The following is a 15,393-nucleotide window of genomic DNA, read 5'->3' on the forward strand; positions in this document are numbered from 1 at the left end:
TTGCTCCGCACAAATGTATACGGTGAAGCGTTGTACGGAGCTTAATCATGGGGCATAAAGTCCCTATATTCATCGGCTGAATAACTTTTCTGAAAAGTATAGTGTATCTATGCTTATTTGGTTATGGTTTTTAGCTGATGTATAAAATAGATTAAGGGGCCATAGACAATGCTTTGTCTATGGCCCTTTGTGTATGCTATTCCAATGAGATTTACAAAAATTGGAGTAGTATAGGAAAAAACCACGAAGCAGAGGGCTAGTGTCGAATGACGCTATCTCTCTGCTTTTTTTAATTTCAGGAAAAGAGGAATACGGATGAGTTTACTTAAAGTTGAAAGTTTATCACATAGCTTTATAGATAAAGCCTTATATGAAAATGCTTCTTTTGATTTGCATAAAGGAGAACATATGGGGATTGTTGGACAGAATGGTGCAGGGAAAAGTACGTTAATGAAAATATTAATTGAAGAAATAATTCCTGATAAGGGAGACATAAAGTGGCAGCCTAATATTCAAATTGGGCATCTTGATCAATATGCAGAAATTGATGGAAATTATACCATTTCACAATATTTAAAGAGAGCTTTTCATGATTTGTTTGAAATGGAAGATAGAATGAACAAATTGTATGAAGAAAGTGCTATGACAGGTGATCCTGACAAATTGTTAAAAGCGGCCGCATATCAAGAACAACTTGAGGCTCGTGATTTTTATTCGTTAGATAGCACAATTAATAAAATTGCAGCTGGCTTAGGTATTGATGCTATTGGCATGAATCGTATAATCGCTGAACTAAGCGGGGGACAACGTGCAAAAGTAATTTTAGCGAAGCTTTTATTAGAAGAGCCTAATATTTTATTACTAGATGAACCGACGAACTTCCTTGATAAAGAGCATGTTGAGTGGCTTGCTAATTATTTAATGAGTTTTGAAGGAGCGTTTATTGTAGTGTCACATGATTTTGATTTTCTAGAAAAAGTGACTTCTTGCATATGTGATGTAGAGTTTGGAACGGTGAAGAAGTATTACGGAAAATACTCAGATTTTGTAAGACAAAAGGAGCATTTGCGAAAAGATTATATTCGCCAATATGATGCACAGCAAAAGAAAATTGAAAAAACGGAAGAGTATATTCGTAGAAATATTGCTGGAGTGAATTCAAAAATAGCGCAAGGACGCAGAAAACAGCTACAGCGTATGGAAAGAATTGCACCTCCGAATTTTACTCATAAACCATCTATTCATTTTCGTGAGCTTTCAATTTCAGCACAGACGGTTTTGACAGTAAATGACCTTGAGGTTGGATATGAGTTTGCTTTATTACCAAAGTTGAATTTCTCGGTAGTAGGAGGACAAAAATTTGTTATTACAGGATTTAATGGAGTAGGGAAATCTACTTTATTAAAAACAATCGTTGGCACTATTTCTAGTATTTCTGGAGAATTTCAATTTTCAGAGCAAATAAAGATTGGATATTATGAGCAAGATTTAAATTGGAGCAATGATTCTTTAACGCCACTTCAAATTATTTCAGAACAGTTTCCTAAACTGAATATGAAGGAAATACGTCATCATTTAGCTGCGTGTGGTGTGAAAGATACTCATGTTTCGCAAGAAATTCGTACGTTAAGTGGTGGTGAACAATCGAAGGTGAAACTGTGTGGATTGTTATTATCACCGTGTAATTTTTTAATCTTAGATGAGCCGACGAATCATTTAGATGCAGAAGCGAAGGAATCTTTGCAAAAGGCATTAATGCAGTTTAAGGGCAGCATTATACTCGTATCTCACGAAGCGAGTTTTTATCTTGATTGGACAGATAGTATTTTCAACATAGAGAGCGGTTTAATTGAGGAGAGTAAAAAAGATGATAAATGATAATGATTGGAAAGTGAAAATAATAATGTTTTTGACCGCTCAAACGATTTCGTTGTTCGGTTCATCTCTCGTACAGTACGCGATCATATGGTATATCACCCTTACAACATCATCAGGAGTGATGTTGACCATTTCAACTGTTTGCGGTTTCCTACCACAAATTGCGATATCTTTGTTTGCAGGTGTGTGGATTGATCGTTATGACCGTAAAAAGATGATTATGTTATCGGATGGGATTATAGCAATTGCTACGTTAGTTTTGGCAATTTTATTTTTAACAGGATATAAAAGTATTTGGTTACTTTTTATAGTACTACTCATTCGCTCAGCTGGTACAGGGGTGCAAACGCCAGCTGTGAATGCGTTAATTCCACAAATCGTTCCGAAAGAAAACCTTATGAAAGTAAATGGGATAAATAGCAGTATTACATCTTTAATTATGTTTCTTTCACCAGCGGCAAGTGCCGCAATTCTTTCTATTGCTAGCATTGAAACAACATTTTTTATTGATGTTATTACGGCTATGATCGGAATTAGTATGATGTTTATTATTCAAGTGGAAGGACATGTGAATGCAGAGAGTAAGCAAAAATCTAATCTACAAGGGATAAAAGAGGGATTTGCTTATTTAAAAGAAAATGTATTTATTAAAAGGCTACTCGTTTTATTAATCATTGTCATGATTTTAATAAGTCCAGCTGCCTTTTTAACACCGTTAATGGTAACTCGTTCTTACGGGGCGGAGATGTGGAGACTTACTGCTAGTGAGATGACATTTAGTGCTGGTGCAGCAGCTGGTGGAGTATTAATTGCAGCGTGGGGTGGCTTCCGTAATCGTATGCATACAACAGCGCTAGCCTGTGCTTTATATGGTCTGCTTATGATAGGACTAGGAATTGCACCGATATTTATTATGTATTTAATCTTTAATTTTTTAATTGGTATAACAATGCCATGCTTTAATACGCCAGTTACTGTGTTATTGCAGGAGAAAGTAGAACCTTCTATGCACGGGCGGATGTTTAGCCTTGTGCAAATTGCTAACTCATGCGCGCTTCCTTTAGGGATGATAATATTTGGTCCTTTGGCTGATGTGTTTAGTGTAGAGGTTTTGTTAATTTATGCTGGGATATTCGTATTATTGTGTTCAATGTATGTTGTATTAAGCAGGAAGTTTGAAGTGTAAATAATTATTGTCTATAAAAGGTTTGTGAGGCAATTTAAGATGCTTCATAAACCTTTTGTTTTTATTCTAGTCAATAACAATTTATTGTAAAACGATAAATTGTTATTGACTAATGATTTTATTTTGGATAATATGATGTTAATTAAGAAGAATTATATGAATAGAGGAGAATGTAAAATGAAAAATAAATACGTAGTAGCTATTTCTTTCATGATCTTAGCGATTATTTCTTTAACTATACATGCTTCAAACAGTAAAGTAGGAGCGGATGGATTTCTTGAAGAACCTTTCTTTTTCCTAGTACCGATAAGTTATGTATTGTTCTTTAGTGGTATTGGTGTATTACTATTTGGATTTATTACTTCAAAGCTGAGAAAAAGTAATAGATAAAGTGAAGTTTAATTAGTGAGGGGTTCATCAATCGGGACAAAATACGCACTATGAAATAGAAACATACCATATGGAAGAAAAATAATAAGTGAGCTGAATAATGATGAATCATTATTTTTATAATGGTAGACAAGTAGGGGCAGCTATAACGCTAGCCGGGGCACAGGGGACCATTCATGCTGCGAATCAAGTTATTCAAATGCAGCAACAAGCACAGCTTGCACAAATGATGCAAAGTCAGTATATGCTGTATTCACAGCTTCCGATGCAAATTGTACATTACGATGTGGATCCAGCTGGTTTATCCCGCATTAACGGGCAGTAAAACTCCCACCTCAAAATTCGGCAGGAAAAAAGAAGTTAGGTGGGAGTTGGGCTGCCCGTAAACGCCCGATTGGTGAAGGCTAATAATCAGTGGGTAAGAACAAAACCCCCACTGATTAAAGTTTCACTTTATTTTCCATTCCGTATGGCGGGACATACTTTTTATGAAAGAAAGCGACTCTTATCAGTCGCTTTCTTTTTTATATTCCGCCTATCTTTATTCCAAGGAATGCAAAGGCGATACCGATTATATAAGTGGTACTTATATATATAAATAGTACGCCAAAGTTTTTACGGTTGAAGAGCTGAACGGATTCTAGTTTAAATGTTGAAAATGTAGTGAATGCGCCCATAAATCCAGTACCTAATAATAATTGCCATCCTGTAGAGACTCCGCGGCCAATTATATACCCGAGTAAAAACGCTCCTGTTATATTAATAAGGAATGTAGCAATTGGAAAGGATGTTTTATTTCTTTTTTTAAACCAATTGCTAATTGCAAATCGTGTAATCGCACCGAAAAATCCTCCAGTTGCTACTAATAAAGCTTCCATCATAAGTGATCACCTTCCGTAAGTGACTTCTTAATTAAGAAATCACCTAGTGTATAGCCAAGTCCAGACATAATGAGACCGCCAAGTATGCTACATGATACATATAAGAAAGCCGTGCTCCATTCAGAATGATTGATTAATTGCACAGTTTCTACACTAAATGTTGAAAACGTCGTAAAGGAACCGATGAATCCAGTCCCGATGCCTGTGATAACCTCTGAAGGTAAGATGTTTAGCCGGGCGATATACGTAGTTAGCCATGCTAATAAGAAGCAGCCGGCTAAGTTAATGAGTAATGTAGCTAATGGAAAAGAATGATGCCAAAATGTATGAATAGTAAGACCTAAATAATAGCGGGAAAGGGCTCCTAATATGCCGGCGATGCCAACGATAATATAAATCAATTTTCTCACCTCTTTAAATAGCTTGCTCAAAAAAATAGACTCCTACCAGTAGTTATACTGGTAGGAGTCATTAGCTAAGCAGCGGTTATGGCGAACTCCATCGCCTATGATTATTACATATAGTGTACTAAACATTGCGTTTAATTTCCAGTGGAGAAGTTAGTGCATTTTGTATTTATATAATAGTTTAAGATAAGGAATCATTACTTATAAACTAAATATAGTGATATAAGGTTTTCGGTGTGATAAAATGTTTCGTATGTCTGTCATTTTTTTATTTAACTGAAAATAAAGAAAAGTAAAATCGTATGTTTTAGAAAAGGAGTCGTTTGTTTGAAAAAATTATTAAAAATAGTACTTATATGTATTTTAGTAGGGGTGGGAGTTGTAGGTGGGTTTTTAGCGTATATGACACTTACAAAAGAACAGCCGGCTGATGTTATAAGCTTGAAGGTGGAAAACAATAAGGAGCGCGTAATTGCGCCTGGAAATGAATTTAAAGTTACAACATTTAATATTGGATATGCTGGACTAGATAAGGATCAAGACTTCTTTATGGATGGGGGAAAAGGGTCTGGTTCAAGTAGTAAAGAACAAACGGAAACTAACTTAAAGAATATGCTTTCGTTTTTACAAAATGAGAATAGTGATTTTGCACTATTACAAGAAACAGATATAAAATCAATGCGATCATTTGATGTAAATGGGCATGAATTTTTGAAAAAAGGATTACCTGATTATGCTTCGTCATTCGGAAAGAACTACGATACGAAATGGGTTCCGGTGCCAATAACAAATCCAATGGGATATGCTGAAGCTGGATTAAGTACATTTTCTAAATATACGGTTCAAACAGCGAAGAGATTTCAGCTTCCTGGAATGGAGCCGTGGCCAAAGCGTTTATTTGATTTAGACCGAGCGATTGTTGAACATAAAATACCTGTTAATAATGGGAAATTTGTTAGACTCGTAAATCTACATTTATCTGCTTATGATGAAGGCGGGAAAATTAGAAAACAGCAAGTAGAATATTTAAAAAAATATATGAACAAGCATTATGAAAATGGTGATTATGTCATAATGGGCGGAGACTGGAATCAATTACTTTCTAACGTTCAGTTAAGCGATCCTAAGTTTGTGAAAGAGCGTCCTGAGTGGTTAGTAGAATTACCGAAGGACTTTACTGATGGTGGCTTTAAGTGGGCTGTAGATCCGTCTGTTATGACTGTGAGAGATGATGTAAAGAAATACGTGGAAGGTGAAAACTTTGTCACGATTATTGATGGCTTTATCGTTTCACCGAATGTTGAAATTGTAAATGTACAAGGGAAAGATTTGAAGTTTGAAAATAGCGATCATAACCCAGTGAGTGCGGTATTCAAGCTGAAGTAATCGATACGTATGAGTAGAAGGTGGGGCTTCATATATGGAGTGGTTAAAGAGAACTTGTTTTTCTAACCTTGAGAAAGAATCGCAGAAAAATCATTTATTGTTGTTTATCACGATTTGTAGTTTCTTCCTTGGGATAATCGCGATTGGGTATTACGGATATATTTTTACAGAGAGAGCAATAGCATTTTGGATGTGTGGTATTTCTATCGTAGTATTTGGAACGCTGCTTACTTTTATAGAAAGTATGGAAGCAATGTATAAATACATCATGACATGTATGCTACTTATTATGTCTTTCATTATGGTACAAGCTTTTAATGAAAGCCCAGCTGTATTTCAAATGATCTATTTTACATTAGCGGTTTCACTTATTTATTTGAGTGAACGTCTTATTTTAATCCTTGGCGGGGTAGCAGTTGTTGTTACATTTATACTTTGTAGTTATTGGCCAAATCAATTTTTTGCGTATACAGCGTCATCTGAAGCTGCAAATTTCGCAAGCTTGTTAGCGATTGTAACGATCGCTATGTGGGGTGTCACAAAGATTGGTTCTAATCTTTTGGCTCGTTTAAGGGATGAGAAGCAAGCGGTGATGAAGAAAGCTCAGGAGTTAGAAGAAACGCAAAGGCTTATTGAGGAGACTGTTGTGAAGTTAGATAGTAATTTCAATCATTTAAGACAAAATATGAATACATCGATGGAGTCAATGAGTGAAATTAACTTTGCTTTTGAAGAAGTAGCAGTGGGAACTCAATCGCAATCAGAGATGATGTCACGTTCAGTAGAAGTATTGAATGATATGGAGGGAAATATTGACCAAATCATCTCTCAAGTAAGAAATGCGTCGATGCGTGTTGATAAAAGTTTGGAAATCTCAAAGGGTAGTGTAAATACTTTAAGAAATTTTGAAGCTAACATGAGAAGTTTAAATGATGTTGTTTCACAATCAGGAACGATATTTAGAGAATTAATGACACAATCGAAACAAATTAATGAAATTGTAGATGTAATCACGAATATTTCAAGTCAGACGAGTTTGCTAGCTTTAAATGCAAATATTGAGGCTGCAAGGGCAGGCGAGCATGGAAAAGGTTTTGCTATTGTAGCGAATGAAGTATTAAAGCTTGCTGAAGAATCGAATCGTTCTGCGGGGAGAATTCAAGGGATTTTGAAGGAGTTTAGTAATCAAGCAAGTAAAGTAGAAGTGCAGGTAGAGAAGTCAGAAAGAGTACAAGAAGAATGTAACGAAATGTTAGCAAGTGTTTTGACGAATGTAACGGATTTAGGGAAGTTTATTGATGCGATTAATGATGTAATGAGGGAGATTGTTGGTCATCAAGAAAGTTTCCAAGCTAAAACGACGAATATCGTAAAGGACGTTACACATGCTTCTAACGTAATTCAACAAACTTCTGCAGCTACGGAAGAAGTGTTAGCGAGTGTTGAAGAAGAAAAGCATCGAAATGATACATCGGTGAAGACGTTACATACTGTTAGCGAGCAAGTGAAATTGCTAGAAGATATTCTAGAAAAATAATATCGATGAAAAAGAGCACTTGATAGGAATTTAATTGCTTTTCTCCGCATTTTCTGCCAAGCTTAAGGAGAAAAATACTTCGAAGAAAGAAATATATAGGTGACGCATATGATTGAAGTTAAGACTTCTGAACTTAGTGATGGAGAATTTAATAGAGGTGTATTTGCAACTCGTGATATTAAAAAGGGTGAGTTGATACACTCAGCACCAGTTATCTCTTATCCGAATGAACAGCATGAACACATTGAGAAAACGTTACTTGCTGACTACGCATTTGAGTATGGGGTAAATCATACGGCATTCCTGTTAGGATACGGCATGTTATTTAATCATGCATATAATCCGAATGCAACGTATGATATTGTCTTTGAGAATCATACGTTTAACTTCTTTGCTTATAAAGATATAAAAGCGGGAGAAGAGATTCTAATCAATTATAATGGTGAAGTTGATGACGATGAGCTATTATGGTTTGATAAGGAAAAAGAAGAGAACGAAAAATAAGTTAAAAAGTATAGAAAGGGCACATTCTGTGGGATGTGCTCTTTTTTTATTGATGAAAATAAAGTAAAGATTACAAAAAAATACCACTTTTCTTTCGTATGGTATAGTAAGATATTGAAGGGTATTACTTTGAAAAACCTATATATTTTACAAATTGTTGTCTATATGGTTACATGTCAAGTTTAGTAGTCCATTTGGGTTGCTTTATTATGCGATATATATTTTAATATGAGTGGAACCTCTTATAATTTAAGAGGTTTATAGGTGTGCTTTATGTACACTGTATTCACCACATTAGCTGTTGTTTTGTAATGCATTTTTATGTGGGGATATTATGGACCCGTATATAGCGGGATAAAAAGATTATAGAAATAGAGGAATTGTAAAATGAATATGCACGAGGTTTATAAATATTTAAGTACAGTATTGCCTGAAGGTCATGTGAAGCAAGATGAAATGTTAAAGAATCATACGCATATTAAAGTGGGCGGGAAAGCGGATGTGTTCGTTTCTCCTACGAATTATGATGAAATTCAAGAAGTTATAAAGTATGCGAATCAATACAATATTCCAGTTACGTTTTTAGGAAACGGATCGAATGTTATTATTAAAGACGGTGGTCTTCGTGGGATCACAGTAAGTTTAATTCATATTACAGGTGTTACTGTAACAGGAACGACGATTGTAGCACAGTGTGGTGCAGCAATTATTGATGTATCACGTATTGCATTAGATCATAATTTAACGGGTCTTGAGTTTGCTTGTGGTATTCCAGGTTCAGTTGGCGGAGCATTATATATGAATGCTGGTGCTTACGGCGGTGAAGTATCGTTTGTATTAACAGAAGCTGTCGTAATGACAGGTGATGGAGAGCTACGTACTTTAACGAAAGAAGCATTTGAATTTGGATATCGTAAGAGTGTATTTGCAAACAACCATTATATTATTCTTGAAGCGAGATTTGAGCTTGAAGAAGGTGTGCGTGAAGAAATTAAAGAAAAAATGGATGATTTAACGTTTAAACGTGAGTCAAAACAGCCTCTAGAATATCCTTCATGTGGTAGTGTATTTAAGCGCCCACCAAATAACTTTGCTGGTAAATTGATTCAAGAATCAGGACTACAAGGTAAGCGAATTGGCGGAGTGGAAGTTTCTTTAAAACACGCTGGATTTATGGTGAATGTTGATAACGGAACTGCACAAGATTATATTGATTTAATTCATTTTGTACAAAAGACAGTTGAAGAAAAATTCGGTGTGAAATTAGAGAGAGAAGTAAGGATTATTGGAGAAAATCTACAGTAATCTTTGAATAAAAAACGTATAAAAGTATGAATTATTTCGAAATAACATTTGGGTATTGTTGACAATTTGATTTTGATTCAATATAATGGCTAATAATTTAACAAATAAATTATACGTTGAAAGAGCCCAGTAGCAGTTTGTCACTGTTATCAAAGAGAGCTAGGGATTGCTGGAACCTAGCACAAACAAACTTGTGAATTACACTCTGGAGTATCTTAGGTAACGCTAAGCGGACTAGCAATCGATATTATTGCTAAGAGTGGTATGAATAGCTATGCTATTTATGCAAACTGGGTGGTAACACGGTGAATAATCGTCCCTATGTCGTAGACATAGGGGCTTTTTTGTTTTCAAAAAAATAAAGGGGATGACAAAAGATGAATATTATTGATGAATTAGAATGGCGCGGTGCTGTGAATCAGCAGACAGATGAAGAAGGTTTACGTAAGTTAGTAGAAGAGAAAAAGATTTCACTATACTGCGGAGTTGATCCGACTGGTGATAGTATGCATATCGGACATTTGATTCCGTTTATGATGATGAAGAGATTCCAATTAGCTGGTCATCATCCGGTTATTTTAATTGGCGGGGCAACAGGAACAATTGGTGATCCAAGTGGACGTCAATCAGAGCGTCAACTGCAAACTTTAGAAGTGGTGCAGCATAATGTAGATGCGTTAACAGCGCAAATGAAAAAGCTATTTGACTTTGGCGGGAATAGCGAAGTGAAGATGGTAAATAACTATGACTGGACACATAAAATAAACATTATCGAGTTTTTACGTGATTACGGAAAAAACTTTAGCATAAATAGCATGTTAGCGAAAGATATTGTCGCAAGTCGTTTAGATACAGGGATTTCTTTCACAGAATTCACGTACCAAATCTTGCAAGCGATGGATTTTCATCATTTATACACAAAAGAAGATGTTCAATTGCAAATTGGTGGTAGTGATCAATGGGGAAATATTACGAGTGGTCTAGATTTAATTCGTAAGTTAGAAGGTCATGAAGCGAAAGTATTCGGATTAACGATTCCATTATTATTAAAATCAGATGGTACGAAGTTTGGTAAATCAGCAGGTGGTGCGGTTTGGCTTGATCCTGAAAAGACAACACCGTTTGAATTTTACCAGTTTTGGGTGAATACAAATGACCGTGATGTAATTAAATACTTGAAATACTTTACGTTCTTAACGAAAGAGCGAATTGATGAATTAGCTGTGAAAGTAGAAACAGAGCCTCATAAACGTGAAGCGCAAAAAGTATTAGCAGAAGAAATGACGAAATTCGTTCATGGAGAAGAAGCATTTTTACAGGCAGTGAAAATTACAGTAGCGTTATTTAGCGGAGATATTAAGTCGTTAACAGCTGATGAAATTGAACAAGGCTTTAAAGAGATGCCGACATTCCAATCTTCAAAAGAGACGAAAAATATCGTAGAGTGGCTAGTTGATTTAGGAATTGAACCTTCTAGACGTCAAGCGCGTGAAGATATTAATAATGGGGCTATATCTATGAATGGTGAAAAAGTAACGGATGTCAGTAGGGATGTTACTGTAGAAAATTCATTTGATGGACGATTCATCATTATTCGTAAAGGGAAGAAGAACTACAGCTTAGTGGAATTAGGAGAATAGTTCTTGTGAAAGAGCGGAAGTAGGGAAGATATCTACTTCCGCTCTTTTCATATACACAATTTCGACACAAAAAAGTCAGTATGTTTCGATAATTAAAGAGGTTATATTATTCTTTTGCCGAATGAATAAGTTAGAGAAAATTACGGATAAAGTGAAACTTTAATCAGTGGGGGGGGTTGTTCATCCCCACTGATTATCAGCCCGCAAATAGCGGGATAAAAATAGCCCGAATCATGCAGGGCATGATTCGGGCTTATATTCAGATTAGTAAGCTAAGCTGAATAGACCTTTAATGTGTGATAAGTAACGAACGTTACTTGCTTCTTTCATTAATGATGCTGGTAGGCCTTTAAGCGGAGTATTGCTTGCTCCGATTGTAGCAACAGCATCTTTACGTCCTAGACTAGCAAGTGTTCCAGAGTTGATAGGTGCAAACTCTTCGAATGCTTTGCCTTCTAGTGCTGCGTATAAGTTGTATCCAATTAACTCACCCATTTGCCAAGCGATTTGTGCAGTTGGTGGGTATGGACGACCGTCTGGAGAGAAGACAACAGCGCTGTCTCCAGCAACGAATACGTCTTTGTGAGAAGTAGATTGTAGATGTGCATCAACAGTTGCACGACCGCGGTTTACTTCAAGACCTGATTCACCAATTAATGGATTACCTTGTACGCCGCCTGTCCAAACGAATGTGTTAGCAACGATTTTTTGACCGTCTTTTAAGTCAATTTCATTACCAGCAACGTTTGTTACAGGAAGACCTGTTAAGAATGTAACACCGCGTGCTTCTAAGCTAGCAGTTGCACGTTCGATTAAGTGGTCTGGTAATACTGGAAGGATTTTTGGACCTGCTTCAACAAGAAGAAGTTTAACTTCTTTTGGATTTACGCCGTGGTTTTTTGCAAGTTTAGGCATAATGTCAGCAAGCTCACCAACTAGCTCAACGCCAGTTAATCCGCCACCACCGATTACGATTGTAGCATCAGCTTCGTTTTTCGTTTTAGCGTATTCACGAATACGGTCTTCAACGTGTTTGTAGATTTTGTTTGCATCAGCAGCAGATTTTAATACCATGCTGTTTTCTTCTAGTCCTGGAATACCGAAGTAAGCAGTTTTACTTCCTAAAGCAACTACAAGTGCATCGTAAGATAGCGTAGTGCCACCAGCTAGTTTGATTTCTTTGCTATCAACTGAGAATGACTCAACTGTTGCAATTTTAAGATCGATGTCTTTACCTTTGAAAAGCTTTGTAAGTGGCATTGCAATTGCTTGCTCAGCAACGTTACCAGCTGCAAGGCGGTGTAGTTCAGTGATGATTTGGTGCGTTGGGTATTGGTTAATCACTGTAACTTGTGCTTCTGATTTGCTGTAATATTTACGTACGTTTAAAGCGGCAAGAAGACCGCCATAACCAGCGCCTAAGATGACAATTTGTTTTGACATAGTATGATATCCCCCGTCTTTACTAATTGTTGTTATAAGTTAAATTATTTATTGTTACGTTCTGCACTAATTTGAAGGTATGCGTTCACAAAGCGGAACATTTTTTGTGCTTGTGGGTCTTTTAATAATTTTAATAGACCGAACAGGCCGATAACTTCGTTGCTTTCATCAGCACGATCTTTCGCTTCGATAGCAGTTGCAGCCATGCTTTTCACTGTATCTTTTACAGGTTCTACAAGCTCTGTGATTGCACTAACAGTGTCGCTTTTTAATACTTCATCAGTAGCAACAGTTTGAGCGAAGTCATAAGACTTAGTTAAAATGTTAACAAGCTCAGTTAATTTTGGAAGCTGTTCCACTAGTGTTGTTAATGATTCTTGTACCTCAGGTTTTAACAACTGATCAAGTACATCAAGTTGTCCTTGGCTAGCAGAAATTTGTACAGTTTCTTGTTCTGGCTTTGTTTGAGTCATAGTTTCTGGCATCTCCAATTCTCCTTTACGATAGCAATACTCTTATTTTTGATAGATAAGATAGTAAACACTTGCGAAACTTTATACAAAGTTTCACAAAGCACAATAAAATGCCTTTAAATTTATGACAGCAAGTAAGCTGAAATCATAAATCCAAAACCATAATGTCCTACCTATTATTTATGAACTGTCCGATACATGGCTTGTCCGCATAATGGAAAGTTCCCTTATCGGAAAGTGTATATAATATATATCCTATATTATATACTATATACACGTATGTTAACATAAAAATGATTCCTAATTATTTGATATTGATTCTGTAACCTAGTACTGACAAGGCATGAAAGCGCATAAATTATTTTATCTATCTTAAAAATGTACATATATATAAAGAAAAAAAGGAGGAAATGGACAAATTTATGTTCATTTTTTCCTTTTTTTATTGTTCACCTTCTGTAATTAGCATTGATGTGTTACCGCTTTTTTCAAGGTGGCATTCGCCCCAAGTACAAAGAGAATCAAGAATGGATTCTAAAGACCAACCGTAGTCTGTAAGAGAATATTCTACTTTCGGTGGTACTTGATTGTATACCTTTCTTTGAATAACTCCGTCTTCTTCTAATTCGCGTAATTGCTGTGTTAACATCTTTTGTGTAATACCAGGCATGAGACGTTTTAATTCACTCGTTCTCTTTGTACCTTTCGTTAAGTGGCAAAGAATAACGACTTTCCATTTTCCGCCGATAACCTCTAAAGTCGCTTCAACGGGAATATTATATTTCTTCATATAAAAATCTCCTTTGATGAATGTAGATTTCAGTTCTCCAACAAAAGAAGCCAAATAATTTAAATGTTACTAAAAAGTACCTATAGCACTTTAAAGTACGTACTTTTTATCATGTTGAATATGTTCCATAATAGCATACGTAAGAGGGAAATGAGTAGTACGGTACTAAAAAGTGCCTATGTTACTTTTTGGTACCTATCGTACTTTAAAGTGCGTTCTTCAAAAAAAGAGTGAAGCCATTCATAATAGCATATATCAGCAGTAACATTATTTTTGTAGAAGATAAAAAGGCCTTTTTATCACACTATTATGATTGGATTTCTCGCATTAAGGAGGAGTTCAATTGAATTCATATACAGTATCTTCTTCAGCGGTACAGACGAATCGAAGAAGTATGTTTGCTTTATTAGCACTAGCAATTAGTGCGTTTGGAATTGGTACAACCGAATTTATTAGTGTCGGTTTATTACCATCTATTTCAGAAGATTTACATGTTTCTGTTACAACAGCGGGTTTAACCGTTTCTTTATATGCATTAGGGGTAGCGTTTGGTGCCCCAGTATTAACGTCATTAACAGCTAGTATGTCGCGAAAGACGTTATTAATGTGGATTATGATTATTTTCATTATTGGTAATGGAATTGCGGCAGTGGCAACAAGTTTTACTGTGTTGCTTATGGCGAGGGTCGTATCTGCGTTTGCACACGGCGTTTTTATGTCGATCGGATCCACAATTGCGGCTGCGCTTGTACCAGAGAATAAACGTGCTAGTGCAATAGCATTTATGTTTACTGGTTTAACCGTTGCGACGATTACAGGTGTACCAATTGGAACGTTTATTGGTCAACAATTTGGCTGGAGAGCATCTTTTATGGTGATTGTGGTCATTGGAATTGTTGCCTTAGTCGCAAACAGCATGTTAATTCCGTCTAACTTAAAAAAGGGTACACGAGTATCATTTCGTGATCAATTCAAACTTATCACGAACGGAAGACTCTTACTTGTTTTCGTCATTACTGCATTAGGATACGGAGGAACATTCGTAACATTTACGTATTTATCTCCGCTATTACAAGAAGTAACAGGATTTAAATCGAGTACCGTTACAATCATTTTGTTAGTGTACGGGATTGCAATTGCGATTGGGAATATGGTCGGCGGAAAATTATCGAATCATAATCCAATTCGTGCACTATTTTACATGTTCTTTATTCAAGCAATTGTATTATTCGTACTAACATTTACAGCGCCGTTTCAAGTAGCGGGGCTTATCACAATTATTTTTATGGGGCTATTCGCGTTTATGAATGTTCCAGGACTACAAGTGTATGTCGTTATATTGGCTGAGCGTTTCGTGCCGAGTGCCGTTGATATCGCATCAGCAATGAATATTGCAGCATTTAACGCAGGAATTGCTCTTGGGGCTTATTTGGGCGGTATTGTAACGAACTCGTTAGGATTAATTCATACAGCTTGGGTAGGCGGCATTATGGTAGTAGGCGCTGTTATTTTAACAGCTTGGAGTATGAACTTAGAAAAAAGAGATCAAGCAAAATAAAGGAGAGAAAAATAT

General features: G+C 36.1%; 15 protein-coding genes, 1 riboswitch and 1 other annotated feature. Of the genes, 10 read left to right on the forward strand and 5 right to left on the reverse strand.

The features are described from left to right. The first annotated feature begins 315 nt into the window (after window positions 1–315). The 4 genes from DET63_RS07605 to DET63_RS07620 all read left to right on the forward strand — a co-directional run bounded on the left by DET63_RS07605 (window position 316) and on the right by DET63_RS07620 (window position 3,779). Entirely contained in the window at window positions 316–1,878 is a 1,563-nt protein-coding gene (locus tag DET63_RS07605) for an ABC-F family ATP-binding cassette domain-containing protein (RefSeq protein WP_113936295.1), read from the forward strand. Next, the gene (locus DET63_RS07610; protein WP_113936321.1) at window positions 1,871–3,064 is read left to right on the forward strand and encodes an MFS transporter; all 1,194 of its coding nucleotides are present in this window, start codon (window positions 1,871–1,873) and stop codon (window positions 3,062–3,064) included. The genes DET63_RS07605 and DET63_RS07610 overlap by 8 nt, the downstream gene beginning before the upstream one ends. A 156-nt stretch (window positions 3,065–3,220) precedes the next feature. Continuing rightward, window positions 3,221–3,454: a DUF3955 domain-containing protein gene (locus DET63_RS07615; RefSeq protein ID WP_078204922.1), complete on the forward strand. Its 234-nt coding sequence runs from the start codon at window positions 3,221–3,223 to the stop codon at window positions 3,452–3,454. A 100-nt stretch (window positions 3,455–3,554) separates the two neighbouring features. Beyond that, on the forward strand, window positions 3,555–3,779 hold the full coding sequence (locus DET63_RS07620; RefSeq protein ID WP_113936296.1) for a DUF3947 family protein: 225 nt from the start codon (window positions 3,555–3,557) through the stop codon (window positions 3,777–3,779). A 199-nt stretch (window positions 3,780–3,978) separates the two neighbouring features. Here the strand turns inward: DET63_RS07620 and crcB (DET63_RS07625) are convergent, their stop codons facing one another. Continuing rightward, window positions 3,979–4,335 (reverse strand): fluoride efflux transporter CrcB, encoded by a 357-nt coding sequence (crcB, locus tag DET63_RS07625; RefSeq protein WP_113936297.1) that lies wholly within the window; start codon window positions 4,333–4,335, stop codon window positions 3,979–3,981. Next, on the reverse strand, window positions 4,332–4,736 hold the full coding sequence (gene crcB / locus DET63_RS07630; protein ID WP_002143706.1) for a fluoride efflux transporter CrcB: 405 nt from the start codon (window positions 4,734–4,736) through the stop codon (window positions 4,332–4,334). The genes crcB (DET63_RS07625) and crcB (DET63_RS07630) overlap by 4 nt, the downstream gene beginning before the upstream one ends. A gap of 54 nt (window positions 4,737–4,790) precedes the next feature. Next, a riboswitch (Fluoride riboswitch) is annotated at window positions 4,791–4,850 on the reverse strand. Window positions 4,851–5,069: 219 nt separating this feature from the next. Between crcB (DET63_RS07630) and DET63_RS07635 the strand changes: the two genes are divergently transcribed. The 5 genes from DET63_RS07635 (at window position 5,070) to tyrS (ending at window position 11,114) form a co-directional block, all read left to right on the forward strand. Then, a complete protein-coding gene (locus DET63_RS07635; RefSeq protein ID WP_002068235.1) occupies window positions 5,070–6,128 on the forward strand; it encodes an endonuclease/exonuclease/phosphatase family protein in 1,059 nt (352 codons plus the stop codon). A 34-nt stretch (window positions 6,129–6,162) separates the two neighbouring features. Then, complete coding sequence (locus tag DET63_RS07640) at window positions 6,163–7,665, forward strand: DUF4077 domain-containing protein (protein WP_088040404.1); 1,503 nt, start codon at window positions 6,163–6,165, stop codon at window positions 7,663–7,665. 108 nt (window positions 7,666–7,773) lie between these two features. Next, complete coding sequence (locus tag DET63_RS07645; protein WP_000573650.1) at window positions 7,774–8,169, forward strand: SET domain-containing protein; 396 nt, start codon at window positions 7,774–7,776, stop codon at window positions 8,167–8,169. A gap of 387 nt (window positions 8,170–8,556) precedes the next feature. Then, complete coding sequence (murB, locus tag DET63_RS07650) at window positions 8,557–9,474, forward strand: UDP-N-acetylmuramate dehydrogenase (RefSeq protein WP_113936298.1); 918 nt, start codon at window positions 8,557–8,559, stop codon at window positions 9,472–9,474. A 107-nt stretch (window positions 9,475–9,581) separates the two neighbouring features. Continuing rightward, window positions 9,582–9,798 (forward strand) — a binding site (T-box leader). A gap of 53 nt (window positions 9,799–9,851) precedes the next feature. Next, window positions 9,852–11,114 (forward strand): tyrosine--tRNA ligase, encoded by a 1,263-nt coding sequence (tyrS, locus tag DET63_RS07655; protein ID WP_113936299.1) that lies wholly within the window; start codon window positions 9,852–9,854, stop codon window positions 11,112–11,114. Window positions 11,115–11,378: 264 nt separating this feature from the next. On the opposite strand, the gene DET63_RS07660 is transcribed toward tyrS, so the two are convergent. The 3 genes from DET63_RS07660 to DET63_RS07670 all read right to left on the reverse strand — a co-directional run bounded on the left by DET63_RS07660 (window position 11,379) and on the right by DET63_RS07670 (window position 13,820). Next, a complete protein-coding gene (locus DET63_RS07660; RefSeq protein WP_113936300.1) occupies window positions 11,379–12,557 on the reverse strand; it encodes an NAD(P)/FAD-dependent oxidoreductase in 1,179 nt (392 codons plus the stop codon). Between the two features lie 44 nt (window positions 12,558–12,601). Beyond that, window positions 12,602–13,042, reverse strand: coding sequence for a DUF1641 domain-containing protein (locus DET63_RS07665; protein WP_002016003.1), 441 nt, complete (start codon window positions 13,040–13,042; stop codon window positions 12,602–12,604). A 430-nt stretch (window positions 13,043–13,472) separates the two neighbouring features. Next, window positions 13,473–13,820, reverse strand: coding sequence for a winged helix-turn-helix transcriptional regulator (locus DET63_RS07670; RefSeq protein ID WP_000760478.1), 348 nt, complete (start codon window positions 13,818–13,820; stop codon window positions 13,473–13,475). Window positions 13,821–14,214: 394 nt separating this feature from the next. Here DET63_RS07670 and DET63_RS07675 point away from each other — a divergent pair, with 394 nt between their 5' ends. Beyond that, window positions 14,215–15,378, forward strand: coding sequence for an MFS transporter (locus DET63_RS07675; protein WP_161939635.1), 1,164 nt, complete (start codon window positions 14,215–14,217; stop codon window positions 15,376–15,378). The last annotated feature ends 15 nt before the right edge of the window (window positions 15,379–15,393 follow it).

Origin of the sequence: Bacillus sp. DB-2 (assembly GCF_003315125.1) — a bacterium.
GTDB lineage: Bacteria > Bacillota > Bacilli > Bacillales > Bacillaceae_G > Bacillus_A > Bacillus_A mycoides.

Bases quoted from the DNA above. Each gene is read 5' to 3' on its own strand.
- DET63_RS07615 (WP_078204922.1), top strand. From the start codon at position 3,221: ATGAATAGAGGAGAATGTAAAATGAAAAATAAATACGTAGTAGCTATT.
- DET63_RS07665 (WP_002016003.1), bottom strand. From the start codon at position 13,042: ATGCCAGAAACTATGACTCAAACAAAGCCAGAACAAGAAACTGTACAA.
- DET63_RS07670 (WP_000760478.1), bottom strand. From the start codon at position 13,820: ATGAAGAAATATAATATTCCCGTTGAAGCGACTTTAGAGGTTATCGGC.
- crcB (WP_113936297.1), bottom strand. From the start codon at position 4,335: ATGATGGAAGCTTTATTAGTAGCAACTGGAGGATTTTTCGGTGCGATT.
- DET63_RS07605 (WP_113936295.1), top strand. From the start codon at position 316: ATGAGTTTACTTAAAGTTGAAAGTTTATCACATAGCTTTATAGATAAA.
- DET63_RS07640 (WP_088040404.1), top strand. From the start codon at position 6,163: ATGGAGTGGTTAAAGAGAACTTGTTTTTCTAACCTTGAGAAAGAATCG.
- tyrS (WP_113936299.1), top strand. From the start codon at position 9,852: ATGAATATTATTGATGAATTAGAATGGCGCGGTGCTGTGAATCAGCAG.
- DET63_RS07645 (WP_000573650.1), top strand. From the start codon at position 7,774: ATGATTGAAGTTAAGACTTCTGAACTTAGTGATGGAGAATTTAATAGA.
- murB (WP_113936298.1), top strand. From the start codon at position 8,557: ATGAATATGCACGAGGTTTATAAATATTTAAGTACAGTATTGCCTGAA.
- DET63_RS07620 (WP_113936296.1), top strand. From the start codon at position 3,555: ATGATGAATCATTATTTTTATAATGGTAGACAAGTAGGGGCAGCTATA.
- DET63_RS07660 (WP_113936300.1), bottom strand. From the start codon at position 12,557: ATGTCAAAACAAATTGTCATCTTAGGCGCTGGTTATGGCGGTCTTCTT.
- DET63_RS07675 (WP_161939635.1), top strand. From the start codon at position 14,215: ATGTTTGCTTTATTAGCACTAGCAATTAGTGCGTTTGGAATTGGTACA.